Here is a 25,560-nt window from a genome sequence, read left to right as displayed (position 1 = left end):
CCGGAGCGGTCTCTCAGGCCTAAACTTTGTGCAAATCGTGCTGCGTGCATGGGCGAATGCTGAAATCATTGGACGTTAATAAACGACTTGAGGCATGGATGAGCTCCAAATAGCGGTGGAACGCGTATGAAGAGCATAGTTGATTCGACAGCATTTACGCAAAGTTACGAGGGAATCGCGCAAGATCTGCGCGATCGGATTGTACGCGGTGAAATCGTGGCGGGCTCGCGGCTTCGCGAGCGCGAGATTGCTGAGTGGTATACAATATCAAGGACGCCAGCGCGTGAAGCTCTGAAGCAACTTGCTTCGGATGGGCTAATCGTCCTCACACCAAATCGGGGAGCCGAGGTAGCTCGGTTCGACGGGCAGGACGCAATGAACCTGTTCCGGGTGATCGCGGAACTGGAAGCACTAGCTGCGCGGTGCTTCGCGGAACGCGTCACCGCTCCGCTCATGGCCGAGCTGGAGAATAGGCATGCCTTGACCTGCAAGCATTTTGAACGACGCGAGTTGGACAGCTACTTCTTTGCCAACAACGCGGTGCACGAGCTGATCATTACGGAATGTGGGAATCCGATCCTGACCGATGCCCATGCCCGCTTGATGTTGAGGGCACGAGCCGGACGCCACCTGGCTTTGCTGGACGATCGGCGCTGGACTGAAGCGATGGACGAGCATGAGCTGATGATGAATGCGCTGCGCCGTCACGATGCAGACGGTGTTGCGGGCATTTGGCGCAGGCATCTCCTGAACTCGGGTCTGGCGCTGTCGAAACAGGTATCCGGCTAGGGTTTGTGGCGATGGCTGAACAGCTCTGAGATTGGCGAGATTGACAGTCACTATCGCAACGCGGCAGTCCAACAGTAGCCATGTTTGAAGGCCGGCGCTTTGCAGCACCCGAACTGCGCTGGTTGTGAGTGCCTCAAGGTGCTTATGGGCTCAAGCTTCGGATTTCTGCCTGCGGGCGCCCGGAACTCGCCCAAAGGAATGCCAGGGTGGTCGGCAACCTGAAGCGCCGGGGGCCGGCAGCACCGGGGTTTAGCCAGAGGGTGCCGCTGGCTTTCTCGATCCCGGGCTTATGCGAATGTCCTGATATTACGACGTCCCAACCCTCGGCCTGAGGATCTGCCTGCAAGAGCTTGCGGTCATGGATCATGTGGATCCGTAGCCCCTGGATCGTCAGTGTCATGTGCTCGGGCAGCGCATCCGCCCAAGGCCCATGATCAGCATTCCCACGAATTGCAGCGATCGGAGCGATTTCCGCCAGTATCTCGAGATGGGCTGGCTCGCAGATATCGCCCGCGTGCAGGATCTGAGAGACACCGTCCAAGGCCGCCAGCGTTTCCTGACGCATAAGGCCATGTGTATCTGAAACGACGCCGATGCGCCCGGTTGGCGAAACTCGCATTGACGGCCCCTGCCAGTGATCAATCACCATGGAGCGGGTTGTCAGAAAGCGTTCGACGATCTTGTAGCGGCCACGGTATATTTCCAATGGTCGAGGGGCACAGAAAGTTTCCCTTGAGTGCGAACATCTTTTCTCGTCCCTTGATATCGCCGAGCAGGTCTCGATGCTGCGTCCAGCAACCGGCCGGTGCCCGGAATGTGGGCATCATACCACGGGACGGGGTGCTGCCTCATGACATCGCCCAGAACCCCCGACTAGGGTGCGACGATCAAATACAAACAGGGGAAACTTCAGCAGCATGTTCGATCTCATTATCAGGAACGCGAGTTTACCGGACGGCCGCAGGAACATGGATATCGGCATTGCGAAGGGGGTAATCACAGCCGTCGACCAGAGCATTTCGTCCGAAGCGGGGCAGATCCTGGACGCAGTTGAGAACCTTGTCGCTCCGCCTTTCGTCGATCCGCATTTCCATATGGACGCCACCCTTTCGCTTGGCATGCCGCGGATGAACGTTTCGGGGACGCTGCTGGAAGGAATTGCGTTGTGGGGAGAGCTGCGCCCCACGCTGACGCGCGAGGCGCTGGTACAGCGTGGCCTGCGCTACTGCGATCTTGCTGTTTCGAAGGGCCTGCTCGCCGTGCGTAGCCACGTCGATGTAAGCGACCCTCGACTGGTGACAGTCGAGGCTATGCTTGAGCTGCGCGATTTAGTGGCGCCTTACCTTGACCTGCAACTGGTGGCCTTTCCGCAGGACGGTTATTACCGGTCCCCCGGTGCACAAGCGTCTCTGGTCCGTGCCCTGGACATGGGCGTCGAGATCGTGGGCGGCATCCCGCATTTTGAACGCACGATGGAAGAGGGCCGCGCCTCGGTCGAGGCGTTATGTCGGATCGCCGCCGATCGCGGGCTGATGGTCGACATGCATTGCGATGAAACCGACGATCCAATGTCACGTCATGTCGAGACATTGGCGGCGCAGACGATGCGCTTTGGCCTTCAGGGCAGAGTTGCGGGATCGCACCTGACCTCCATGCACTCGATGGACAATTACTACGTTTCCAAGCTGCTGCCGTTGATGGCGGAATCGGGAATGGCTGCAATCTCGAATCCCCTGATCAACATGATGCTGCAGGGACGTCACGACACCTATCCCAAGCGGCGGGGTCTAACACGCATTCCGCAAATGATCGAGGCGGGCATACCGGTCGGGCTTGGGCAGGATTGTGTGATGGACCCGTGGTACTCGATGGGCACGGGCGACCTACTGGACGTGGCGAATATGGCAGTCCATGCGTCACAAATGGGCTCTGTTGCCGACAAGACGACACTCTTCGATGCGGTAACGGTGAATTCGGCCCGGATCCTGGGGCTTGACGGTTACGGGCTTGAAGTGGGCTGCAATGCGGATCTGGTGATCCTGCAGGCACGCGACCCCGCCGAGGCCATCCGGTTGCGTCCGGCACGGTTGCACGTCATCCGCCGCGGGCAGATTATCGCCCAGACCGCGCCGTCCCTATCAGTACTGAACATCCCCGGTCGTGCCGGGCATGTGGACCCGGCTTGCTTCGCTCCCGGGCAAAAATTTGATTGAAGGGTAAAAACTGATCAGACGGTCAGCAATTGGAGAAGAGTGCGGTGAAGCCGCTGAAGGATCGTTGACAGGCATCGCCCTTGCCATGCTCTGGTCCGGCTGACGACGATCTGCTGCCTGCAGATCTGTCACATGCAAACACGAGGGGCACCCCATGAAGACACTGATGCTGAACCGGCGCCGGCTGCTGCAATCTGGGATGGCCTTTGGATCGGGGGCGCTTCTGGCGCCTTCGCTACTGCGCGCGCAATCGACCCCCGTCAAGGTCGCAGGTATTCACGGATCGCCGGTCGAGAATGCATGGAACTCTGTCATCCATGCAGCGCTGCTGGCAGCACACGAAGAAGGCAGAATCGCGTACAGCTTTTCGGAGGGGGTGTCGGGGACCGACTATGCCCGGGCGATGCGCGAATATGCCGAGGCCGGAAACACCCTCATCGTCGGTGAATCCTATGCTGTCGAACGTGAGGCTCGGACTGTTGCCGGGGACTATCCCGAAACAGCATTCCTCATGGGCTCTTCGGGGGAGGCCGCAGGCGAGAATTTTGGTGTATTCGGAACCTGGAACTGGGAAGCGGCATACTTGGCGGGCATGCTGGCGGGTGCGATGACCAAGACGGGCATCGTGGGAAGCGTGGGTGCCATTCCAATCCCCGAAGTTAATATGCTGATCAACGGCTTTGGGGCAGGGGTGAAGGCCGTTAACCCCGAAGTACGCCACCGCGTAAGCTTCATCGGTACCTTCTTCGATCCGCCCAAGGCACGTGAGGCCGGTCTTGCCCAGATCGATGGCGGCGCCGATATCCTATTCGGCGAACGGATCGGGACCGCGGATGCGGCGCAGGAACGTGGGATCAAGGCAGTTGGTTCGCTGATCGATTATACCCCACGCTACCCCGAGACGGTCTTCGCCAACGCGCTCTGGTCCTTCCGGCCGCTTCTTGACAGTGCACTGGCAGATGCCATGGCAGGACGTTCCGTCGCTAGAAACTACACACCCCTCAGCTTGATGAAAGACGGAGGGAACGACATCGCCTATGTCGATGGTGTGGCTCCGCCCGAGGCAGTCGCCCGGATGGAGGAGGTCCGCGCACAGATCAAGGCGGGCGATTTCGACGTTCCCAAGAACTTCGAGGAACCTACCTGACGCGCAGCTGCTGCATGACATGGCCCGGCGAACCAGTGGGCATGAGAACAGGTGGACCGAACCGATATGACGGGCAGGATAGACGATGCCCGCGCCTTGGCGCGCGCAATCGCGGCGGGACAGATATCCGCGCAGGACGCGATGCGCGCGGCGCGAACGCAGGCCAAGCGCATGGCCGATCTTGGAGCAGTCAGCTTCTTGGTTGCCGAGGGCGATCAATACCGAGATGTACCGGCTCAGGCGCCTTTCGCTAATGTGCCAATCCTGGCCAAGGATCTGGGGGGGCCGTTCGAGGGCATACCCATGCGCGCAGGCTCGACCGTTCTTGCCGGTAACGACGATAGGTCTGACAGCGATCTTGCGAAACGCTTTCGTGCAGCGGGGTTCCGGGTGTTCGGCGCGACGACCGTGCCGGAATTCGGGCTGTCGCTAAGTTCTGAGCCCGCCATCGGTCCGATCTGCCGCAACCCTCTTCGCTCTGAACTTGGGGCGGGCGGTTCGTCTGGTGGGAGCGCGGCGGCCGTCGCGGCAGGTATCGTGCCCTTGGCCCATGCAACCGATGCTGGCGGTTCGATCCGCGTCCCGGCAGCTTGCTGTGGACTTGTCGGGCTAAAGCCATCGCGTGGGGCCATCCCTTGCGGCCCAGGTTTCAGCAACCATCTCGGCGGCATCGCCACGGAGTTCGCGATCACTCGTACGATCGGCGACTCGCAGGCTCTTTGGCCGCTGCTAGCCGGGCACCCGCGTGGGCTCGCGTCGGAACCCCGGCAGGCTACCCCAGCAGGCATGCTCCGGATTGGTGTTCTGTCAGACCATCCAGGGATCCAGCCACAGCGCAATCGGGCGGTCGCGGATGCGGCTGTCGCGCTGCGCCGTGCAGGTCATGAGACTTTGCGCATTGGGGCCGAAAGGCTCGATGATATTCGTGCAGCCTCGGCCGAGGCCTTCGATGTTGTTGTCAGCGCGAACCTGGCGTCGATGGAGCGCGCCGGCCACGATTTCGCGGCAGCCGAACGCCTGACCCGCGCCTTCGTCGCTCGCGGACGAGCGATGTCTGCGGCCACGCTATGGGCCGCACTCGAGGGTGCGGGGCCTGCAGCCTACGCCTTGTGGTCGGTGTTCGACGATGTCGACATCCTGCTAACCCCGATGCTTGCTCACGCACCTCCGCCGATCGGCAGCTTTCCGATGGATCACGACGATCCAGCCGCTCACCTGCAACGGATGGACGACTTCGCGCCCTTTGCGACCTTGGCAAACGTCACCGGTGCCGCGGCTCTGACGCTGCCATTCGGCCGCGACGACGCGGCGCTGCCGCTCCCCGTGCAGCTGATCGCTCCTCCGGGAGGCGATCTTCGGCTCTTGGCGCTCGGGGCCAAACTGGAGGCGTGTGGCCGTTGGCAGCATCCCATCGGATTGTTCGAGGATTGCAGATGACCCCAGTGCTAGAACTCGAGGGCATTACGAAACGGTTCGGTGCAAATACCGCCAACGAGGACGTCTCACTGCGGCTCGGACAGGGCGAGATCGTTTCCCTGCTGGGTGAGAACGGAGCGGGCAAGACCACGCTGATGTCGATCCTTTTCGGTCATTACACTGCCGACGCGGGCGTAGTCCGAGTGATGGATCAGGAACTGCCTCCCGGGCGTTCGCGTGCCGCGATACGTGCCGGCGTTGGTATGGTGCATCAGCATTTTGCCTTGGCCCCCAACCTGACAGTTCTGGAAAACGTGATGGCAGGGACGCGCAGCTTGTGGAGCCTGCGCGACGACAGGGCCGGTGCAAGGCATAAGCTGATGGTTTTGTCAGAACGATTCGGGCTGGCAGTCCGACCCGAGGCCCATGTCTCGGATCTGTCGGTCGGCGAATGTCAGCGGGTCGAGATCCTCAAGGCGCTGTTCCAGGACGCACGGATCCTGATCCTTGACGAACCGACCGCTGTCCTCACCTCGCAAGAAGCCGATAGCCTTTTCGCCACTTTGCGCCAGATGTCCCGCGGAGGGCTGTCGCTGATTTTCATTAGCCACAAGCTGCACGAGGTGATGTCAGTTTCTGACCGGGTGGTGGTGCTTCGCCGTGGCCGGGTCGTAGGGGAGCGCGTGACATGCGAAACCTCACGCGACGAACTGGCGGAGCTGATGGTCGGGGCCAAGGTACGCCGGCCTGAACGGCGACCGGCACGACCGGGGCCGGTCCTTCTGGAAGGGCGACACCTGGATGTCCCTGCATCCGGGGGCGCATCGCTCAAGGACGTCTCATTCAGCCTGCGCGCCGGGCAGACCCTGGGCATCATCGGCGTGTCCGGGAACGGTCAGCGTACCCTAGGACAGCTCGTCTCGGGGCTGGTACGCCCGATGAGTGGCACACTGATGGTCAAGGGCTTCGACATGACCTCCGCAGACGTGCCACGCGTCATCGCGGCGGGGATTGGTCGTATTCCTGAGGATCGCAACGCCGAAGGCTGCATCGGTGATATGACCATATGGGAAAACGTCGCACTCGAACGGATCTGGTCCAAGAAATTCTCGCGGCGGGGGGTCGTGAGGCGGGAAGCTGCACGGGATGCAGCAGAACGGATCATTGAGCGCTATGACGTGCGCGGAGCGCATGTCGATGGGCGCATTCGCCAGCTTTCAGGCGGTAACATGCAAAAACTGATCTTGGGCCGCGTCCTGGAGTCTGCTCCCGATATCATCGTAGCAGCCCAGCCCAGTCGAGGTCTCGACGAGGGAGCGATTGCCGGGGTCCACCGCCGCCTGCTCGAAGCGAGGGACCGGGGCGCGGCGGTTTTATTGATATCAGAAGATCTGGACGAGGTGGTCGCCCTGTCAGACAACATCAGGGCGATTGTCGGCGGAAAGCTCTCCCCTGCGATACCGGCAGAGAGGGCCAATGCTCGGCTTCTCGGATTGATGATGGCGGGCGACTGGACCGATGCCCAGCAAATGGAAGACAAAGATGCGGTTTGAGCGACGCGAGAATCCCGGTGCGATCCTGACCATGTGCGCTCCGCTTGCTGCCATCGCCGTGGCACTGGTCCTGTCAGGCCTATTGATTGCAGTGGCGGGAGCCAGTCCGTTCAAGGCCTTCACTCTGACCCTACAAGGTGCCTTCGGCTCTCGTCTGGGCCTGTCTGAAACACTGACCCGCGCTACGCCGCTGATCCTCACGGGGCTTGCCGCTGCGATCGCGTTTCGGGCGCGTCTGTGGAATATCGGTGCCGAAGGGCAGTTCCTCCTCGGCGCGCTGGTGGTGCCGGCACTGGGCGCCATGCCGTTCGTTGCCGCGTTGCCCGGTCCCCTTGCCATCCTGTGCTGCATGCTCGCCGCCGCCCTAGCCGGTGCTCTGCTGCTGCTGGCGCCATTGGGACTGCGTTTGCGGTACGGCGTGGACGAGGTCGTGACGACGCTGCTTCTGAACTTCGTCGTGCTTCTGCTCGTATCCACGATGGTCGAGGGCCTGATGAAGGACCCGCTGGCGTTCGGCTGGCCGCAGTCGATACCCGTTCCCGACTCGGCGGTTCTTCCGAACCTGATTGCGCGATCGCGGCTGCATGTGGGGCTGCCGATCGCCGTCGGCTTGGCATTGTTCGTCTGGTGGGTGCAGTCCCGCACGGTTTTCGGCATGCGGTCGCGTGCTGCCGGACTGAACCCGGCCGCCGCGCGGTTTGCAGGGGTCTCCCTTGGCCGCACATTGGTCGTCGTAGCTTGCCTGTCGGGCGGCTCTGCAGGCATTGCAGGGGCAATCGAGGTGATGGGCGTCAAGGGTTACGTGACTACCGACCTTTCGCCCGGCTTCGGCTATTCAGGCATCGTGATCGCGATGTTGGCCAATCTAAACCCAATCGGCGTGATCGCAGCTGCACTGTTCTCGGCGCTTATGTTCGTCGGTGCGGACAGCATGTCCCGCATCCTCGAGGTACCTTCCTACATCGCGGATGTCGCGGTCGCGCTGTCACTGCTGAGCGTCCTACTGTCAGTCTTTCTTGCCCAGTACAGGATCCGCAGATGACGGCTCTTCTCGATATCCTGGGCTCCGTCGGCATATGGGAAGCGGTCTTGCGCATCGCAACGCCTCTGATCTTTGGCACGCTCGGGGTGCTTTTGTGCGAAAGGGTCGGCGTGCTGAATCTCGGCGTAGAAGGCGTGATGACCTTCGGGGCCATGTCCGGTTGGCTCACGGTGTTCATGGGCGGCGACCTTTGGTTGGGAATGCTGGTCGCGGGACTGTGCGGCGCCGTCTTCGGACTGCTGCATGGATTGTTCACCGTAAGCTTCGGTCTCAGCCAGCACGTGACCGGCCTGGGGATCACGTTGCTTGCCGCCAGCCTGTCCTATTTCATCTTTCGACTGGCGGTCCCGACGGCATCGTCCCCGCCGACGATCGACCCGTTCCGCGCGGTCGACATTCCGCTGATGTCGGACCTGCCGCTGGTGGGAAGGGTACTGTTCGGCCAGACCGCGCCGACCTATCTGGCACTGGGGATGGTCGTGGTCCTAGCATATGCGATGTACCGGACGCCGCTTGGTCTGGCGATCCGCATGGCGGGTGAGAACCCGCATGCACTGGATGCCCAAGGGGTCGATCCGATCCGACTGCGCCTGTTGGCGATCGCCGCGGGATCGGCGGTGATGGCCCTGGGCGGGGCGTTCCTGACGCTTGCCGCTTTCAATTCGTTCTTTCCGACGATGGTACAGGGGCGCGGGTGGATTTGCGTCGCACTTGTCGTGTTTGCATCCTGGCGGCCGGCACGTGCCTTGCTTGGGGCATTGCTGTTCGCGTTCTTTGATGCGTTCCAATTGCGATTGCAGACCGTGGTGGACACTGTGCCATATCAGTTCTTTCTGATGCTGCCCTACCTGCTCTCGATCCTTGCGCTGGTCATCATGGCACGCCGCGCCCGAGTTCCGCAGGCCCTCATGGCCCCCTACCGGCGCGGCGAGCGATAGGCTCGCTCCTTGTTCAGGGCATTGCCGAAGCGATCATCCGATCCGGCCATTCACCGTCGTGGTGTTCCGGTATTCTTCCCATAGCTTTCGCTTGAACAGCTTGCCGGTCTCGGTCCTGGGCAGAGCTGCTCGGAAATCGATGCTTCGGGGGCATTTGATTGCAGATAGCCGCGCTCGGCACCACTTGATCAGCTCATCCTCCAGCTCGGTTGAGGCAGTGCCGCTTACGGTCTGAACGACTGCCTTGACCTCCTCTCCGAACTCCTCGTTCGGAATGCCAATCACGGCGGCATCGAGTACCTGGGGATGGGCAAGCAGGGCGTTCTCGGTTTCTTGCGGGTAAATGTTCACCCCGCCAGAGATTATGACGAAGGACTTGCGATCGGTAAGGTAAAGATAGCCCTCCTCGTCCAACCTCCCGATATCCCCGAGAGTTGTCCACCCATCGGCGCTCCTGCTTGCCGCGGTCTTTTCAGGATCGTTGTGATAAGCGAATTGGTGGCCGTTCTCGAAATAGATCTCTCCCTCGGCGCCGGGAGGAAGCTCGTTTCCTGCGCTGTCGCAGATATGAATGATCCCGAGCTTTGCCCGCCCGACCGATCCGGGATGGGTCAGCCATTCCGTCGTATCGAGCGCGACGAAACCGTTGTTTTCAGTTCCGGCATAGTATTCGTGGATGATCGGGCCCCACCAGTCGATCATCTTCTGCTTTACGTCCATCGGGCAGGGCGCCGCCGCATGCACCGCCATCAGCATCGAAGAGGTGTCGAACGATGCGCGTACTGCTTCGGGCAGCTTCAATAGCCGAACAAACATCGTCGGCACCCATTGGCTATGAGTGATGCGATGGGACTGGATCAAGTCCAAGGCCTTTTCGGCATCGAATTTCGACATGATGAATGCCGACCCACCGGACTTGATGGTGACCATGCTATGGCGCAAGGGAGCGGCGTGATAGAGCGGCGCTGGCGACAGGTAGCGCGTGTCGCGGGCGTAACCGAATAGCCCTCCGAGCAAGTCAATCAGCATCGTCCGCGATCCTGGTGGATCTGCCGGCATGGGCCATTTGACGCCCTTGGGCCGCCCCGTGGTCCCAGACGAGTAGAGCATGTCGAGCCCATTTGATTCATCTGCAATTGGCGTGGCCGACTGCGTAGCGGAAAGGTCGTTCCAGCTCTCGAGTGCGAATGCTTGGAGATTTGGGACACGCGATGCAATCGTCGCGCCCATATCTATAAAGCGTTCAGACGCGATCAGCACGGCGGCGCCGCAGTCGCGAATGATGTATTCAAGTTCGTCCTCGGAAAGATGCGTGCTGACCGTGGTATAGTAGAGCCCGCACCGGTCGGCGGCGAAGCATATTTCGAGGAACTCGCGCCGGTTCTCCATCAGGATCACGAGGTGATCGCCGCTGGCGAGGCCGCAGTTGCGCATAAGATGCGCCCCCTGGTTCGCTCGGGCCTCGAGCGCGGCAAAGCTGACGTTCTCTTCCGTGTCGCACATGTGAAAGGCCAAACGGGCGGGGTCCAGTTCTGCCCAGTAACGGGTATGATAGATAAGCTGGGTCATGTTTCAGAACTCGATCAGGGTCTTGCCCATCCCAGGCCCCGCGCGCAAATGTTCGAGCGCGTCGCGCAAGCCTTCGAACGCGAAGGTTCGGCCAAGGAAGGGGCGCGTTCCGTGAAGGGACATCGCACACAACATCGCCTCGAACCCGTCGCGGTGGCCGACGGTGACACCTTGCAATCTGACCTGCCGCGCGACGATCGGCCCGAGCGAGGCGTCAAGTTGCAGCCCGGACAGCACGCCGATCATGGCGATTGTCCCGCCGGGGCGGATGGCCCGCAGCGACAGCGGAAGTGTTTTCGCACCACCCAGCTCGACGATCAGGTCGAACCCGCCACGATCAGCGGTGATTTCCCGGCTTGCTTTTGCCCAGTCGGGCGTTTCGCGGTAGTTGATCGCAGTGTCAGCGCCCATCGCCCGGGTCGCTTCAAGCTTTTCGTCACTCGATGATATGACCGTGACATGCGCCCCTTGCATCTTGGCGAATGCCAATGCGAACAACGCTACCCCGCCCGTACCCTGGACCAAGACCCGATCGCCCGGGCGGACCCGTCCCAAGGTGGTGATTGCACTCCAGGCGGTCAGCCCAGCACAGGGCAGGGTCGCGGCCTCGGCGTCAGACAGATCTTCAGGGATTCGGACGACACCTTCTTCGGACAGGCAGACCAGTTCCGCCGCCACGCCGTCCAAAGGCCCGCCAAGGGCCGAAGCGAAGGCTTCTTTCGTCGGTGCGCCACCGATCCAGTTCTGAAAATAGGTGGGACAAACGCGATCCCCTGCAGCGACGCGGGTAACGCCTTCGCCGGTTTCGACAACCACGCCGACACCATCGGACACCGGGATCAACGGCAGATTGCCGGTCGCCCGGCCATAGCCCCGCTCGGGCACGATCAGATCGCGCGCGTTCAACGAGGCCATGTGCATGCGGATCAGCACCTGGCCCCGACCCGGCTTGGGGTCGGGACGTTCGGCCATCTTCAGGTTGTCGAAGCCCCAGTCGTCTTGGATCTGGAAAACGCGCATGATTGCCTCATCAATTCGAAGTATGGGGAATGGGTCTTGCCAGACGCGCGATGCGTTCCAGCAGCATTTCGGTCGAACCGTCGACCAGCGTCGCGATCTGCGCGGCAGCAAGGTGTCGGGCCATCGGGTATCGGGTGTCCAGTCCCTCGGCCCCCATCGCGTGCAACAGGGCGGGAAGGTGGGTCGTCGCGGCATCGGTGGCGGCCACCTTCGCAAGGGCGGCTTGCAGTTGGGCATCGTGACCCGCGTGTACCGCCGCGATCGCGATATCGGTCAGTGCCCGCGCAGCCGCGAGCGCGGTTTCGGCCCGGGCGAGGGGTATCCGCCACCCTTGATGAGCGCTCAGGGGTTTTCCGAAAGCTCGTCGACTTGCACCATGCGCTGAGGCATGTCGCAGCCCTGCCTCCATCATGCCGCAGCACATCGCTGCGACATAGGTCCGCGCGCCATTGATCTCTTCCATGATGCTTCGGAAGCCCTGGCCGGGGGCCAGGATCATGTTTGCCTCCGGCAGCGTCAGGTCCGTAAGGACAAATCCTCCGGTTCCGGCGCTCGACTGGGCAAAATCCGAGCTGGTGGCATAGCGGCGGCATCCCGAGGCGGTGAGGTCCACGACGAAGGCCGCAATGCCGTCGATATCGCCCTGATCCGCCGTCTGGGCATAGACAATGGCGGTCGACGCGTGGCGCGCATTGACGATCCAGCATTTCTCGCCATTCAGGACCCATTTGCCCCCCGCCTTCGTGGCACGCGTCTGCATCGCGGCAATATCGGAACCAGCCGCGGGCTCGGTCAGTGCAGTGCAAGCGCTGGATTCGCCCCAAAGCAGCGCCGGCAGGAAGGATGCCCGCGTCTCGTCCGATCCGCTGCTGGCGATCCGCGCCGCGACGTTGTGCGTGTTCACCACAGACATGGCGAAGCCGAAATCAGCTGCGGCCAGCGCTTTGCAAGCATATGCCTTGTGCATGAAACCCATGCCCAGCCCCCCTTCGGAATGCGGAACCTGAAGCCGGAACAACCCCAGATCAGCGGCCTTGCGAAACAAGACGGGGTCGGGCGCACGGCCCTTCGCCCAAGAGGGGGCGGCGAGGCCCACGACCTCGGCCGCGAAGCGCCGGATTTCGTACAGAAGGTCGCTCTTATCGATGCTCATCGGGCTGACCCGAAGCGCGTCTTCAGATCATGCGCCAATCCGACGATCCCACGCGGCATGAAGATCGTCGCCAGGACCAGGATCAGCCCATAGAGGATCAGCCTGAAGCTGTCGGCGAAGCGGAGGTACTCGGGCAGGAAGACCACGAAGAACGCACCGATCACGGGGCCGGTCAACGTCCCGGATCCCCCGATGATGACGGCCAAGATGGCGTCCAGGGATTGGGCGACGCTGAATATCTCGGGGTTTATGAAGCTTTGATAGTGCGCATACAGAGCACCCGCCAGCCCCGCGAACATCGCGCTGACCACGAATGCGAACAGCTTGTAACGCCAGGCCGCTACGCCCACCGACGCAACGAGATCCTCGTTCTGGCGGATGGCCAGAAGGATCTGCCCGACGCGCGACCTTACGATGACTGCCGCCAGCGCGGTCATGACGACGGCGATTGTCAGGACAAAGTAGTAGTAGACCTGTCGATCGTAGAAATCGATGGTCGCGCCGCGACCGTTTCCAGGTTTCGGAATTCCGCTCAGCCCCGCTTCGCCATTGGTCAGATCGGTCAGGTTCAGCAGGACGATGAAAATCACCATATTGAAGGCAAGCGTGACGATCGCGAAGTAATGCCCCTTGACCCGAAGGCTGGGATAACCTGCAACAAGGGCGAAAAGCGCCGTAACTAAAGGGGCCAGTATGATGGTCGCACTGACAGGCAAGCCCAGATTGGTGCTCATCAATGCGCTGCTGTAGGCGCCGATGCCCATGAAGCCTGCCTGCACGATCGAGACGTACCCGGTATAGCCCTGTATGAGGTTCTGGCCTTGTGCCATGATCACCCAGATCAGGGCCAAAATCGACAGGTGAAGGTAATATTTGACGGTGATCAACTGGGGCAGAGCGACGAACAGCATCAGCACGATCAGAAGCAGGATATTTCCGCGTTTCATTGATTATGCCCTTCCCATAAGGCCCTGAGGGCGCAGCAGCAGGACAGCGATCATCACGATGAAGGCGATGACGTCCTTGTAGGCTGAAGAAATGAACCCCGCGGCGAGCGCCTCGGTGACGCCAAGGACGATGCCACCTACGACAGCTCCGGGAATGGACCCTAGGCCGCCGAGGATCAGCACGGCGAAACCCTTCACGACCAGGCCCTCGCCAACGCCAGGAGCGATGGCGAAAAGCGACCCGACCATCACGCCCGCGGCGACGCCCAACGCGGTCGAGATGGCGAAGACGACCAGCGGGATCATCTGCACGTTGATGCCCATCAGGATCGCGGCATCACGGTTCTCGGCAACCGCGCGGATCGCCTGGCCGGTCTTGGTCTCTTCGACGAAGATGGTCATGGCCGCGATCAGCACTGCCGCACCCAGGATGACGTAGAGCCGCAGCTCGGGCAGCGTCAAACCGCCGATGTCGAAGACGCGGCTAGCATTCGTCGGGATGACGATCTGCTCGGCGCCGAAGAATTGGAGATTTGCGCCCTCGACCATCATCGTCAGACCCAGTGCGACAATGAAGGCGTTGATATGGTTCGCATTCCTTAACGGACGATACGCCAGCAGCTCGATCAGCACGCCCAGTACCATGCCGGTCACCAGCGCGATCGCGATAGCCAGTACAAGGGGCAGACCTTGCTGCACCACGAGGAAGAAGGTCAGGTAGCCGCCGAACATGGAAACAGACCCATGGGCAAAATGCGCGATGCCCAGGATGCCGAAGACGATGGTCAGCCCGAGTGCGATGAGAACGTAGACGCCCCCGATCGCAATTCCGTTGATTATCTGTTGCAGAATTTCTGTCATGGTTCCAGCATCTTGCCGCGCGCCTCAGGCGCGTCGACAGAAGACCTCCTCTGGTCATAGGGGAACTGTCGGCGCAGGGTGCTACGCCGCAGCGGTGGATCAGTCCAGCGAGGACAGGAATTCGGAGTAGGCTGCAGGGTCCGACGGCAGCTCCTCGACGAACACCCAGTGCCCGTCTTGCCACTGGAACGCTCCGTTGGCGGTATAGGCTTGGCCGTTGGCGTCGAACATCTTCCCATCGACGGGCAGATACTGCATCACGGCCTCCGGAAAGACCTGCAGATCGCGCAGCGCTTCCGCGACGGCTTCGGTGTCATCCACCGTTCCCGCCGCCTCGATCGCATGCTTTAGTGCCCATGCCTGGTCATAGGCATAGGGAGAGCTTGGCGAAGGGGCATCTCCGAACCGCTCGGTGTAGTTCGCGTGATAGGCAAGCCCGGCCTCGGTCGCGGATTGAAGCGTCAGCTCGGTCGGGCGAAGGTCCCACACTCCCTCCATCTGTTCGGACGTCGCAACCCGCAGGAACTGCTCCTCGCTTCCCGAAGTGAAGCCATAGCGTGGAATGTCCATTCCAAGTTCCGTTGCCTGACGATAGGCGAATGCCGCCGGCTCGACATAGCCTACGACAAGCAGTGCATCGGGAGACATCGCACGGATCTTGGTCAATTGGGGCGACATGTCGCGATCCTTCGAGGCGAAGACCTCGTGGGCGATCACCTCGCCGCCGGCCTGGGCAAACTCCTCTTCGAAGGCCTCGACATAACTGGCGTAGAAGGACGTCTCCAGTGCGCCAAGCACCGCGACGCGTTTGTGCCCCTGCCGAGCCACGAACGCACCGGCAGCCGCGCCCGTGTAATCCGCGGGTGGGCGCGTCCGCACGAGGTTCGTGAGCCCCTGCGTTGTGATCGACCGTTCGGCTGCGTTGCCGACAAGCATCACGGCATCCTCGTAGCCGATGAACGAGGCGACCGCACCTGTCGCCCCCGAGCAGCAGAACCCCAGCAGGTACTTGACGCCATCGCGATCGATCAGCTTCCGCACCGCGTTCGTGGCTTCGGTCGGGTTGGCCTTGTCGTCGTAGACGATCACGTCAAGCATGTAGGTCTGATCACCTACCGAAATGCCGCCTGCCGCATTGATCTCGCCGGCTGCCATCTCGACCGAATTTGCCTGTGGCAGGCCATAGACCGCGGCTCCGCCGGTCAAGGCGTCGGCGACCCCGATCGTCAGGGTTTCCTGGGCAGCAAGGCCGCCGGTCCCCATTAGCAGCGCCATGACGCTGCATGTCAGCAATCTCTTTCCCATAGTCGTCTCCTCCCCTCGGTAATTGGCCGGCTCAGTGACCCAGATAGGCCTTGACGACCTCTGGATGCGTCTGAAGTTCGGCGCCCGTGCCCTCCAACACGATCTCTCCGGCCTCAAACAGATAGGCGCGGTCGGCCAGTCGAAGCGCCATGAGCGAATTCTGTTCGACCAGCAGAATGGTCATCCCCATCGCCTTGATGCTGGCGATGGTCTGCGCGACCTCGGCCACGATCTTGGGGGCCAGTCCTAGTGACGGCTCGTCGAAGATGCATAGCCGCGGTTGCGACATCAGTGCACGCGCAATGGCCAGCATTTCCTGTTCGCCGCCGGAAAGCGTTCCGGCCGCCTGGTTGGCGCGCTCTCGCAGAATGGGGAACATGTCCAGCATCCAATCCAGATCTGCACCTTTGCGGGCGTAGGCGCCAAGCCGCAGGTTCTGCATCACGGTCATTCCCGGAAAGACCTGGCGTCCCTCGGGGCACATGGTGATCCCCGCCTGGACGATGGCATGTCCCTTGCGATTGGTGATGTCCTGACCGTCGAACCGGATCTGACCCGAACGTGCGGGAAGCAGCCCGCAGACCGTTTTCAGGGTCGAGCTCTTGCCGGCCCCGTTCGCACCGATCAATGCCACGCATTCGCCTTCCCGGACGTCCAAGTCTATTCCATGGACGACTTCGATGGGACCGTATCCCGTGCGCAGATCACGTATTTCCAGCATCAGGCGGCCTCCCCCAGATAGGCATCGATGACGGCGCGGTTCTCGCGGATTTCGCGCGGGGTTCCCTGCGCTATCGGAGCGCCGAAGTTCAGCACGACAATCCGGTCGCAGACCTCCATGATCAGGGCCATGTGGTGTTCGATGACCAAGACAGAGATCCCTGCATCGCGGATGCGTCCGATCATTCCCGACAGCGTTTCGCGTTCATGCGAGATCATCCCGGCCGCAGGTTCATCGAGCAAGATTACGCAAGGATCTGAGGTCAGGGCCGTGGCGATCATCAGGAACCGCTGCTGCGCCGTTGAAAGAGTGCCCACGATGTGATCTGCCTGATCGACCAACCCGGTCAGTTCCAGCGCCTTCGCCACGCGTTCCTTGATACGGCTATCATCGGCGGGGTCGCGACGAAGCCGGAAGGCCTGGGCCAAAGGACCTACGCCCCGCCGCCCTTCGCAGCCAAGTGTCACGTGCTGCCGAACCGTGAATTCCGGGAAGACGCTTGCCGTCTGATAGGTCCGTGTCAGACCCAGCCCGACGCGGTCCCACTGGCTCAATGTTTCGATCCGGGTGCCGTTCAGCCTGATCTCTCCGCTGCTCGCAGGCATGGCGCCGCTGAGCATGTTGACGGTCGTCGATTTGCCAGATCCATTGGGTCCGATCAGACCTAGTACTTCGCCCCGCCGCATATTGAATGACAGATCGCGCAGCGCCTTCACGCCGCCGAACGACTTGCAGAGGCCATCGACCTCCAGAACGTCGGTATTCATGTTCTCCCCCCTTTGCCGCCATGGGCGACCGTTCCGAAGCCTAGGGCGAAAACGGTCCGGGTCAGAAACGCAAAGATTCTGTAGCGTCATCGAAATTTTCGATGATAGCTTCAGCCGGTCGAGGGGCCTTGGGAGGGGCCCTGCGCAATCGCCTTGGAGGGGGCGTCCCATGCAACCCATCAGACATATTAAGTCGTTACAAGCGTTCAGCGTCGTCGCGCGAACGCAGAACCTGACCCATGCAGCACAAAGGATGAATGTCAGCCAGAGCTCTGTCAGCTACCACATCAAGAAATTGGAAGACGAGATCGGCACGCTTCTTTTTGACAGGTCAGCCGAGGGATTGCGCCTGACGGAAAAGGGCCGAAGCCTCGCAGAGCATGTCGAGCGTGGACTGGCAGCAATTCGGGCTGGTCTGGACGAGGTGGGGTCAGCGCCAAGTCTTGTTCGCCTTGCCGTGCTGCCGATGTTTGCGAGCCGCTGGCTGTCCGGAAGGCTTGGCAGCTTCTGGGAGGAGCACCCCGGCTTGGAACTGGCATTCCAGACCCACGACAACAACTATGTCTCGATGAAGGCGCCGGATGATTTCGCGGATCTGGGCATCCAATGGGGCAGGGGCGGCTGGCCCGGGTTCACAGCCGTGCCCTTATGGACCGAGCGGATGGTGATCGTCTGCAGCGCCGATTTCCTGAAACGTCATACTGTTGAGCATCCGACGGACCTCATGACCTGCCCGCTGCTGCATGTCGACGATCATTCGATGTGGGAGGAATGGTTCGCGAATGTCGGAATGGAATTCAGGGCAACCCAGAGGCAGACGACGCTTGTCGACAGACATTTTCAGCTAGCCTCGACGGCGAATGGGCTGGGCGTTTCGCTTTTTGCAGAAAGCATGGTGCAATCCGAGCTGCGCAGCGGATCCCTTGTGAACCCATTTGGGTGTAGTTACCCGACCGGTTTCGCGTACCACTTGGTGTTTCCAGACCGGAGCGCATTGGGAGCCTCAGCGCAAGCCTTCAAGACATGGCTGCTAGTCCTCTGCGAGAATACCGAGCCCTGCCTTCGATCGAGCTGACAAGTAGCGAGTATGTCGATTGCCAAGGGAATGACGGGTAGCACATCAACAGTTGTCTTTGCCCACTATCAGGCTGCGGGCGCTAAACGCGGACTCCGCGACAGGGTTTTGGTCGCTCACACGGTGGCTTCACGACGAAGATACACCCCCGGGTGGATGCCGCCGGGCTGCTGATGCGAATGGACATCACGCCAGGCCAGACGTCGGACTATCACGGCTTCGACCTCGTCATGGACGACAACCTCCCCGCACCTCTCGTCTTACTCGCTGACAAGGGCTACGATGCCGACAGCATTCGTAACGACATGCGCAACCGATACATCCAACCCGTGATCCCAATGCGGAAGTCGCGGAAAAAGCGCGTGGGCTCGGATCGCCCACTGTATCGCCTGCGGAACATGGTCGAGAGATGCTCCAACAAGCTGAAGAATGCACGCCAGGTTGCAACCCGCTACGGCAAGAGCGCCAAAAGCGTCCTTGGCATCATTGACCTCGCATCTATCCATCTCTGGCTGCACTATTTCTCAACATGACCTAATCTTCCCCACCCAATCAAGAAAGACCCCAAGTCGTCGAAGGCCCGAAACGCGGGTGAGATAGAGCGCTGAGATATTCAAAGGGGCTACGTCGAGTTGGCCTGGAAACAGCTCAATCAAACGTCCGGCTTGGATGTCGTCCGCAATCATGAAATCGGAAAACCGAGCGATGCCCAGACCGCCTAATACCAACTGGCGCACGGCCTCCCCATTACCCGCGGTAAGGGCCGGAGGCACTGTCACGGGGGTAGACAGACCAGTAAAGCGCAGTGTGTTGATATGATCTGGTGCCGCGAACCGGACTTGTTGCAGTTGTGTGAGTTCAGCTGGTGTTTTTGGCCAGCCATTACGATCAAGATATTCCGGTGTAGCCACCAATTTCCAAGCGGTAGTTCCCAAGGGCCGATGCAACAGGTCGCTGTCAGGCAACTGGCCCAGCCGAATAGCAACATCCGCGTGGCTACCTATTAGATCCACCAGCGTGTCTGTCATGTCGATAGACAACCGGATATCAGGATATTGCGCGTGAAACTCAGCCAGACGCGGGGCGAGAACATGCAAGACGTAGGGAACCGGTGCGTTTACACGCAGTGGCCCGGCGGGGGCCTGTCCACTTGTTGCGATCTCTTGCAGGGCTTCGCTGCGGTCCAAAATCTCGCGCGCCTCGCCCAGAACTGCGATACCTTCAGCAGTAATTTCGATAGACCGGGTAGTGCGTCTTAGCAAGTTGACCTTCAACTGCTCTTCCAGCCGCGTGACCGAGCGGCTGAGAGTAGAGGCAGACACCCCCCTGCGCCGCGCGGATTCCGCGAACCCGCCATCATCGACAATCCCAACGAAGGCAGCCAAATCCCCCATACGAAGCAATTCGTGCATTTTTTGCAATGACCCATTCCAAACCTGCCTGTTCTCGCAATAGATAGCGGCTGGCATATACGGCGTCGACACCAAATTTGTTGGAGAAACCCGATGCCACTTGCCCTTTGGGCGCTGACCATCAGCGCTTTTGCCGTCGGAACGACCGAGTTCGTTATCGTCGGCCTGCTTCCCACCATCGCCGCCGATCTTGGCGTTTCAATTCCTTCTGCTGGCCTTTTGGTCAGTCTCTACGCCCTTGGCGTGACCATCGGCGCCCCAGTGCTGACCGCCATGGCGGACCGTGTGCCTCGTAAGACACTATTGCTGCTCTTGCTAGCGTTGTTTACGCTCGGTAATGCCTATGCCGCTTTTGCGCCAGATTACGGCAGCCTTGTCGCTGCACGCTTTATTACGGGTCTCGCGCACGGCGTTTTCTTTGCAATCGCCTCGACTATTGCGACCGACCTTGTGGAACCTGAAAAGGAAAGCTCGGCCATTGCGCTGGTATTCCTTGGTTTGACCGTTGCGCTTGTGACGGGTGTTCCTTTGGGGACGTTCATCGGCCAAAACTTTGGATGGCAGTCGACTTTCCTCGGCGTTGTCGCGCTCGGCGTGATCGGTTTCATCGCTTCTGCTATCTTGGTGCCCGCCAATCTGACCAAGGCCGCATCAGCGGGGATCAAAGCCCAATTGCAGGTGCTCACTTCGCCGCGCCTTCTGCTGGTCTATCTGATCACAGCTGTCGGCTATGGCGGCAACTTTATCGCCTTTACCTTCCTTGCGCCGATGCTGGACGAAGTTACGGGTCTGTCCGCAGGTGCCATCAGCCTTGTAATGCTGTTTTACGGGGCCTCTGTTGCCGTGGGCAACATCGCGGGTGGTAAACTCTCCGACCGTATCGGCGCCGTGCCCGCATTAACCTTCATCTTTGCAGGTCTTGCCGTATCACTCGTGGCACTCGGCGCGTTCCTCACCAGCCCGATTGCGGCCATCGCGGTTGCTGCATTCTGGGGCGGCTTTGCCTTCGCCAACGTCCCGCCGCTGCAATCCTACGTCGTACAAATCGCGCGTGAAGTCTCCCCTGGTGCCGTTGATGTGGCATCCGGCCTGAACATCGGTGCGTTCAACCTTGGTATCGCCGGGGGCGCATGGGCCGGGGGGCTTGTGGTGGAAGAAATCGGCCTTGCCGCTGCGCCCTACATCGCTGCCGGAGTGGTGGTTGTCGGGATCATTCTGGTGCGCCTGTCGGGTCGCCTGAACGCGTCAAGGCCCCAAGCAGTCGCGGCCGAATAACCTCACTTGTCCCTCCGCAGTTTAGTGCGGCGGGGCAAACCAATGAACCGGAGGTTCGTATCGTGTCTGCCCTAAATCTGATCTATAAAGACCGCCTAAGTTTTGGCATCGAATTACCACTGGACCGCGACTGGACTGAGGCTGGTCAAAGCCGTGCCCGCATCGCGGGTCGCCCCTTTGGTGTGCCGGATATCTCAAACCCCGCCAAGGGCGTGGAGTTGGCCGAGAACCTTGGCTTTGATGCGGTCTGGCTGCGGGACGTGCCGGTACATGATCCCAGCTTCGGGGATGCGGGACAGGTGTTTGACCCATTCCCCTATCTCGGCTTTCTTGCCGGCCGCACCCGTCGTATCGCTCTTGGCACCGCCGGCATCGTTCTGCCGCTGCGTGATCCGATCCTGCTGGCCAAGATGACAGCCAGCCTCCACCATCTGTCTGGTGGGCGATTTATTCTTGGCGTCGCGTCGGGGGACCGTCCGGTGGAATACCCGCTGATGGGTCTCGACTATGAGGCCCGCGGAGCCACCTTGCGCGACCGCGTCGACCAGATGCGCAAGCTCTGGTCAGGGTGTGCGCTAAAGGGACCACAAGGCCCCGTCACCGTGCGTCCCTATGTGTCGGAGGCGATCCCGATGGTGATGGCCGGGATGGGCCAGCAAAGCCTGCAATGGATCGCGCGCACATTGGACGGTTGGTTCACATATCCTGGTCCTCCTGAGCAGGCAGAGCGCCGCCTGTCCATGTGGCGTCAGGCGCGCAGCGATGTTGGCCTTCCCCCCGCCCCGGTCCTGACAGCCATGCATTTGGATCTTGACCCTGACCCCGACGCGCCCTTCAGGCCGATCCAGTTCGGGGGCCGTATCGGTCGCAATGCTCTAACTTCTCACGTTCGTTCCCTGCACGCTGCAGGGGTCGCCCACATCGCTTTTAACCTGCGCCAATCGCAACGCGAAATCGAGGACGTTCTGGCCGAGTTGGCCGAACACGTCATGCCTGAGTTCTTGCAAAAAATTACTATGGAGACAACACAGTGAGTATCACCCTGATCGGCCCCGCCCAAATTCCGTCCATGGGTTTCGGCACCTTTCAACTTGAGCAAGATACGGTAGCCGATATGGTGGCCGCGGCGCTTTCCGAAGGGTTTCGCCATATTGATACTGCACAGGCTTATAAGAACGAAGAGCAGGTCGGGGAAGGTTTGCGTCGCGCCGATGTCCGCCGCGATGATGTGTTCCTCACCACCAAAATCCTGCCCGAGAACTTCTCACCAGAAGCCTTCATCGCTGCTACGGAAACGTCGTTGAAACGACTGGGGACGGACTATGTGGATCTATTGCTACTCCACTGGCCCTCAAAAGATGTGCCAATTACCGACACCATTGGCGCGCTGAATGATCTGATTGCTGCGGGCAAAGTTCGCCATGGGGGCGTGTCAAATTTTACCATAGATATGGTCGATGAAGCGCAAGCCGCCTTAAACACGCCGCTTGCTGCCAATCAGATCGAACTCCATCCGCTAATCGACCAAACACGGATGATCGCTTACCTCGCCAGCAAGGGCATTCCGGTTGAGGCATATTCACCGCTGGCGCAAGGCAAGGTGATGGAAAACACCACGCTGCGCGATATTGCTTTCGCACATGATGCGAGCCCCGCGCAGATTGCTTTGGCCTGGGTCCTGACCCGTCCAATGAGCATTGCGTTGCCCAGAACCGGCAATACCAACAGGCTTGCCGACAATCTATGTGCAGCGCAAATCATACTGAGCGCTGAGGAAATTGCCCGAATTGATGCCCTGGGTAGAGCCGAGGGACGCTTGGTCAGTCCCGAAACGCTCGCCCCGGAATGGGACTAATGTCCCCTCGGCCCTTCGTACCAACCGTAGGGCCAATAAACCTCAATGTCTGCTTTTCTTCGCCAGAATTTCATCTTTTTGCACCTGCCGCAAAGGTCGGTTTCCCGCCTTCCGGCACATTATAAGCGAGCATGCTGCGCCCCCGACCACTTCCGATCCCTACCTTCCTACATCGACAGCCCATCTTGATAGTCCTGCTCTATCTCAAGTCCATCGCGGTTTTCGATGCCATTCCCGGATCTGATGATGAATTCAACGAAGCGCCTGAGCAGCGAATGTCCGGCCATCTGCGGCATATCTTTGCGGATAGCATCCCAAAAATAGCTCCACAGCCTGGGTTCGTTGATCGTGTCAATTCTCTCGGTCGCCGATCCGTCTTCCAGGACCAGTCTTGATGGCGCCCAGGCCTCCGGAGGCATTCTGAAGGTCTAGCTCCGTCGCCTGTAAGGCCTTCTCGCGAAGCTTGACCTATGCCTCGTGCTATTTTCCTTTGCGGATGGGGACGCCGCTCGGATTGATCAGGGCCTTCCTCACTGCGGCGAGTTTCGTGTCGACCGGCGCGAGTTCCCCTTCACGTGACTTCGGGGTGGCGCGGATCTCTGTATTGGCCGGCTCGGCAAGGGCATTCTGTTTCGCGAACCTGATGTTGGTATCATGGGAGTTTTTTGGCTCTGCAACACTTCCGCGCGGCGTTTTACCCTACTTCAAGGTGAACGCCTTTGGCGCTTCCGTAGATCTCGATAACTTCATCGTCTTTGGCTCCTTTCCCTACCAGGGAAGCATAGGCGAAAACTTGCCCTTCAAACGGTCCAGTTCTCAGGCGACAGAGCAACCCAACCACGCTTACCTGCATCAGTGCGGCATGGCCTTCCTATCTACTAGATTGACCCATCCGTCGCGTAATTGGCGGTGATTGTTCCGAGTTATGCAAGAAGCGTGTGGACGTGCTACTCCCATATGGAAAACCATTTCTGCGCGCTTCTTTTTTTCCTGAATGTCCATCTAGGAAAAGTCTCCGGTGCGATCTAAGCATACCAGATCAGATGCGTATGATGATCTTGGTTGAATATACTCGCATCAAGACTCCTTGCGCCCAATGCAGGAAGCACCCCCTTGAGGACTTTGGGCATTCGGAGGCGCTGGCCGCAATAACCGATATCCCCTTAGAAAAGCACCCCATGTTCGGCGAAATATACGTTTGACGGTATGTGCTGTCATTCCATTATCGGGCTGCCCGGCGCCTGGTGCTGGGGCGCCGTTTCATTTTAGCAACGGACCCGCCTGATCCAGATAGGCAGGGTCAAATTCGGCAAGTTCGACCAACCTGCCATAATCGTGGATGACCACCTGGCTACTGCGGAAGGTTACCAGTCTCCGTTCGCGCAGATGCCGCAGCACACGGTTCACATGGACGGCACTCAGGCCGAGCACATCGGCAAGGTGATATTGCGTTAGCGGACAATCGTATCCTGACCTGCTTCCCATGTTCACCAGTGACAGCCGTGCGCAGAGTTCGAGCAAAAAATGCGCCATCCGGGCGTCGGCGTTCCGCCTGCCTATTCCTACAAGATGTTCGACCACCATCGCCTCATCGCGAGAGGCAGCCCAGAGAATGGCCGTGGCTAGACGGGGCGCCTGTGAGAAGGCATCAAGGATATGTTCTGCCGACACCTCGGCGGCTTCGATATCCACAATGGGCTCGAAGCTATGATCAGAGGTACGTAGAAGAACACTTCGCAGTCCCAGAAAATCTCCGGGTATCTGAAAGTCGACAACCTGGCGCGTGCCATCCGGCTGGATTTTGTAGGAACAGACCCAACCCTGCGACAGGATGTAGGCTGTTTGTTCGGATTGCCCCTGATGCACCATATCCCGCCCCGCGACGAAGGATCGGCGGCGCTGATGCAAGCGCTCGAGGACGCCCAACTCATTCTCGGACAGGGCGACAAAAGCGGAAAGCTTGCGAACCAAGGGGCTGTCGTGGATCGATGTCATCGTTCTTGGCCCCAACGGGTTGATCGATACGAAATCGGACCGAAGGCTACTCTCAATCAGCCCAGTATAGAACGGTTCCTGCAAGATGCACCCAAGCATCTGACCGTTTCACGATGCCATGAAAGGAATACCCGGATGTCTACGGCAAACGAGCATGCAGGCCAGGCCGCCCTGTCCATATGCGAGGCACTGCTGCTTGCAATGAACGATCACAAGTTGCTGCCCGAACACGAGATCATGGGAGTCCTGCGGGATGCCGCGGCCGCTCACGAAAAGGTCACCGGTCCCCCGGCCGCGACCGAAGACCACCGGGCCGTTGCAGAATTGATCAACAACATCATCGCCGGCGGCAATTCGGTGCGGCGGCCCTGAGGCGATGCCGCGGGTCACGGCGGCAAGGTCATCGACGCCTCCGGGCTGAATGACTGCGTGCGACCTGAGATGCGTATCAAGGGCCGCATTCACGCGGCCGCTCTGGCAAAAGAGGCACCCCGCGGCCCCTTGATC

Annotated in this window: 25 protein-coding genes and 1 pseudogene; 14 read left to right on the top strand and 12 right to left on the bottom strand. The window is 60.3% G+C overall.

Annotated features, from left to right (window positions below; genetic code table 11):
- The first annotated feature begins 126 nt into the window (after window positions 1–126).
- Window positions 127–789 (top strand): GntR family transcriptional regulator, encoded by a 663-nt coding sequence (locus tag KO490_RS15820; RefSeq protein WP_216020390.1) that lies wholly within the window; start codon window positions 127–129, stop codon window positions 787–789.
- 142 nt (window positions 790–931) lie between these two features.
- Here the strand turns inward: KO490_RS15820 and KO490_RS15815 are convergent, their stop codons facing one another.
- Window positions 932–1,495 (bottom strand): metallophosphoesterase, encoded by a 564-nt coding sequence (locus tag KO490_RS15815; RefSeq protein WP_252727249.1) that lies wholly within the window; start codon window positions 1,493–1,495, stop codon window positions 932–934.
- Window positions 1,496–1,706: 211 nt separating this feature from the next.
- Between KO490_RS15815 and KO490_RS15810 the strand changes: the two genes are divergently transcribed.
- From KO490_RS15810 to KO490_RS15785, 6 genes are all read left to right on the top strand, one after another.
- Window positions 1,707–3,002: an amidohydrolase family protein gene (locus KO490_RS15810; RefSeq protein ID WP_216020389.1), complete on the top strand. Its 1,296-nt coding sequence runs from the start codon at window positions 1,707–1,709 to the stop codon at window positions 3,000–3,002.
- 154 nt (window positions 3,003–3,156) lie between these two features.
- On the top strand, window positions 3,157–4,149 hold the full coding sequence (locus tag KO490_RS15805) for a BMP family protein (protein WP_216020388.1): 993 nt from the start codon (window positions 3,157–3,159) through the stop codon (window positions 4,147–4,149).
- A gap of 51 nt (window positions 4,150–4,200) precedes the next feature.
- On the top strand, window positions 4,201–5,586 hold the full coding sequence (locus tag KO490_RS15800) for an amidase (RefSeq protein WP_303463041.1): 1,386 nt from the start codon (window positions 4,201–4,203) through the stop codon (window positions 5,584–5,586).
- On the top strand, window positions 5,583–7,118 hold the full coding sequence (locus KO490_RS15795; RefSeq protein ID WP_216020387.1) for an ABC transporter ATP-binding protein: 1,536 nt from the start codon (window positions 5,583–5,585) through the stop codon (window positions 7,116–7,118). Before KO490_RS15800 ends, KO490_RS15795 begins: the two co-directional genes overlap by 4 nt.
- Window positions 7,108–8,160, top strand: a complete 1,053-nt coding sequence (locus tag KO490_RS15790) for an ABC transporter permease (protein ID WP_216020386.1) — start codon at window positions 7,108–7,110, stop codon at window positions 8,158–8,160. Before KO490_RS15795 ends, KO490_RS15790 begins: the two co-directional genes overlap by 11 nt.
- A complete protein-coding gene (locus KO490_RS15785; RefSeq protein WP_216020385.1) occupies window positions 8,157–9,098 on the top strand; it encodes an ABC transporter permease in 942 nt (313 codons plus the stop codon). Before KO490_RS15790 ends, KO490_RS15785 begins: the two co-directional genes overlap by 4 nt.
- 33 nt (window positions 9,099–9,131) lie before the next feature.
- On the opposite strand, the gene KO490_RS15780 is transcribed toward KO490_RS15785, so the two are convergent.
- The 8 genes from KO490_RS15780 to KO490_RS15745 all read right to left on the bottom strand — a co-directional run bounded on the left by KO490_RS15780 (window position 9,132) and on the right by KO490_RS15745 (window position 17,441).
- Window positions 9,132–10,667: an acyl-CoA synthetase gene (locus KO490_RS15780; RefSeq protein WP_216020384.1), complete on the bottom strand. Its 1,536-nt coding sequence runs from the start codon at window positions 10,665–10,667 to the stop codon at window positions 9,132–9,134.
- Between the two features lie 3 nt (window positions 10,668–10,670).
- Entirely contained in the window at window positions 10,671–11,687 is a 1,017-nt protein-coding gene (locus KO490_RS15775; RefSeq protein WP_216020383.1) for an NAD(P)-dependent alcohol dehydrogenase, read from the bottom strand.
- A 10-nt stretch (window positions 11,688–11,697) separates the two neighbouring features.
- Complete coding sequence (locus KO490_RS15770) at window positions 11,698–12,840, bottom strand: acyl-CoA dehydrogenase family protein (RefSeq protein ID WP_216020382.1); 1,143 nt, start codon at window positions 12,838–12,840, stop codon at window positions 11,698–11,700.
- The gene (locus KO490_RS15765) at window positions 12,837–13,751 is read right to left on the bottom strand and encodes a branched-chain amino acid ABC transporter permease (RefSeq protein WP_252727255.1); all 915 of its coding nucleotides are present in this window, start codon (window positions 13,749–13,751) and stop codon (window positions 12,837–12,839) included. Before KO490_RS15765 ends, KO490_RS15770 begins: the two co-directional genes overlap by 4 nt.
- A 39-nt stretch (window positions 13,752–13,790) precedes the next feature.
- Entirely contained in the window at window positions 13,791–14,648 is an 858-nt protein-coding gene (locus KO490_RS15760; protein WP_216020380.1) for a branched-chain amino acid ABC transporter permease, read from the bottom strand.
- 99 nt (window positions 14,649–14,747) lie between these two features.
- Window positions 14,748–15,923 (bottom strand): ABC transporter substrate-binding protein, encoded by a 1,176-nt coding sequence (locus tag KO490_RS15755; protein WP_216020379.1) that lies wholly within the window; start codon window positions 15,921–15,923, stop codon window positions 14,748–14,750.
- Between the two features lie 61 nt (window positions 15,924–15,984).
- Complete coding sequence (locus tag KO490_RS15750) at window positions 15,985–16,674, bottom strand: ABC transporter ATP-binding protein (RefSeq protein WP_216020378.1); 690 nt, start codon at window positions 16,672–16,674, stop codon at window positions 15,985–15,987.
- Window positions 16,674–17,441 (bottom strand): ABC transporter ATP-binding protein, encoded by a 768-nt coding sequence (locus KO490_RS15745; protein WP_216020377.1) that lies wholly within the window; start codon window positions 17,439–17,441, stop codon window positions 16,674–16,676. The genes KO490_RS15750 and KO490_RS15745 overlap by 1 nt, the downstream gene beginning before the upstream one ends.
- Window positions 17,442–17,610: 169 nt before the next feature.
- Here KO490_RS15745 and KO490_RS15740 point away from each other — a divergent pair, with 169 nt between their 5' ends.
- Both KO490_RS15740 and KO490_RS15735 read left to right on the top strand, forming a co-directional pair.
- Window positions 17,611–18,516, top strand: coding sequence for a LysR substrate-binding domain-containing protein (locus KO490_RS15740; protein ID WP_216020376.1), 906 nt, complete (start codon window positions 17,611–17,613; stop codon window positions 18,514–18,516).
- Between the two features lie 45 nt (window positions 18,517–18,561).
- Window positions 18,562–19,049 (top strand): annotated as a pseudogene (locus KO490_RS15735) (IS5 family transposase); the annotation flags it as partial.
- Here KO490_RS15735 and KO490_RS15730 read toward each other — a convergent pair.
- The gene (locus tag KO490_RS15730; RefSeq protein ID WP_252727254.1) at window positions 19,041–19,928 is read right to left on the bottom strand and encodes a LysR family transcriptional regulator; all 888 of its coding nucleotides are present in this window, start codon (window positions 19,926–19,928) and stop codon (window positions 19,041–19,043) included. The pseudogene KO490_RS15735 and the gene KO490_RS15730 overlap by 9 nt on opposite strands.
- 93 nt (window positions 19,929–20,021) lie before the next feature.
- On the opposite strand from KO490_RS15730, the gene KO490_RS15725 reads away from it, so the two are divergent.
- The 3 genes from KO490_RS15725 (at window position 20,022) to KO490_RS15715 (ending at window position 23,058) form a co-directional block, all read left to right on the top strand.
- Complete coding sequence (locus tag KO490_RS15725; RefSeq protein ID WP_216020374.1) at window positions 20,022–21,203, top strand: MFS transporter; 1,182 nt, start codon at window positions 20,022–20,024, stop codon at window positions 21,201–21,203.
- Between the two features lie 62 nt (window positions 21,204–21,265).
- The gene (locus KO490_RS15720) at window positions 21,266–22,237 is read left to right on the top strand and encodes a TIGR03571 family LLM class oxidoreductase (protein WP_216020373.1); all 972 of its coding nucleotides are present in this window, start codon (window positions 21,266–21,268) and stop codon (window positions 22,235–22,237) included.
- Window positions 22,234–23,058 carry an aldo/keto reductase gene (locus KO490_RS15715; RefSeq protein WP_216020372.1) on the top strand — a complete coding sequence of 275 codons (825 nt, stop codon included), beginning with the start codon at window positions 22,234–22,236 and terminating at the stop codon, window positions 23,056–23,058. The genes KO490_RS15720 and KO490_RS15715 overlap by 4 nt, the downstream gene beginning before the upstream one ends.
- 167 nt (window positions 23,059–23,225) lie before the next feature.
- Here KO490_RS15715 and KO490_RS15710 read toward each other — a convergent pair whose 3' ends face one another.
- Window positions 23,226–23,477 carry a hypothetical protein gene (locus tag KO490_RS15710; protein ID WP_216020371.1) on the bottom strand — a complete coding sequence of 84 codons (252 nt, stop codon included), beginning with the start codon at window positions 23,475–23,477 and terminating at the stop codon, window positions 23,226–23,228.
- A gap of 44 nt (window positions 23,478–23,521) precedes the next feature.
- Between KO490_RS15710 and KO490_RS15705 the strand changes: the two genes are divergently transcribed.
- Complete coding sequence (locus tag KO490_RS15705) at window positions 23,522–23,971, top strand: hypothetical protein (RefSeq protein ID WP_216020370.1); 450 nt, start codon at window positions 23,522–23,524, stop codon at window positions 23,969–23,971.
- Between the two features lie 347 nt (window positions 23,972–24,318).
- Here KO490_RS15705 and KO490_RS15700 read toward each other — a convergent pair whose 3' ends face one another.
- Window positions 24,319–25,053, bottom strand: coding sequence for a Crp/Fnr family transcriptional regulator (locus KO490_RS15700; RefSeq protein WP_216020369.1), 735 nt, complete (start codon window positions 25,051–25,053; stop codon window positions 24,319–24,321).
- A 135-nt stretch (window positions 25,054–25,188) separates the two neighbouring features.
- Between KO490_RS15700 and KO490_RS15695 the strand changes: the two genes are divergently transcribed.
- Entirely contained in the window at window positions 25,189–25,425 is a 237-nt protein-coding gene (locus KO490_RS15695; RefSeq protein WP_216020368.1) for a hypothetical protein, read from the top strand.
- Window positions 25,426–25,560: the final 135 nt, after the last annotated feature.

The organism is Paracoccus sp. C2R09 (assembly GCF_018860625.1).
Lineage (GTDB): Bacteria > Pseudomonadota > Alphaproteobacteria > Rhodobacterales > Rhodobacteraceae > Paracoccus.
Note: the sequence above shows the minus strand (reverse complement) of the source record. Positions and strands in the feature narration are given on the sequence as shown.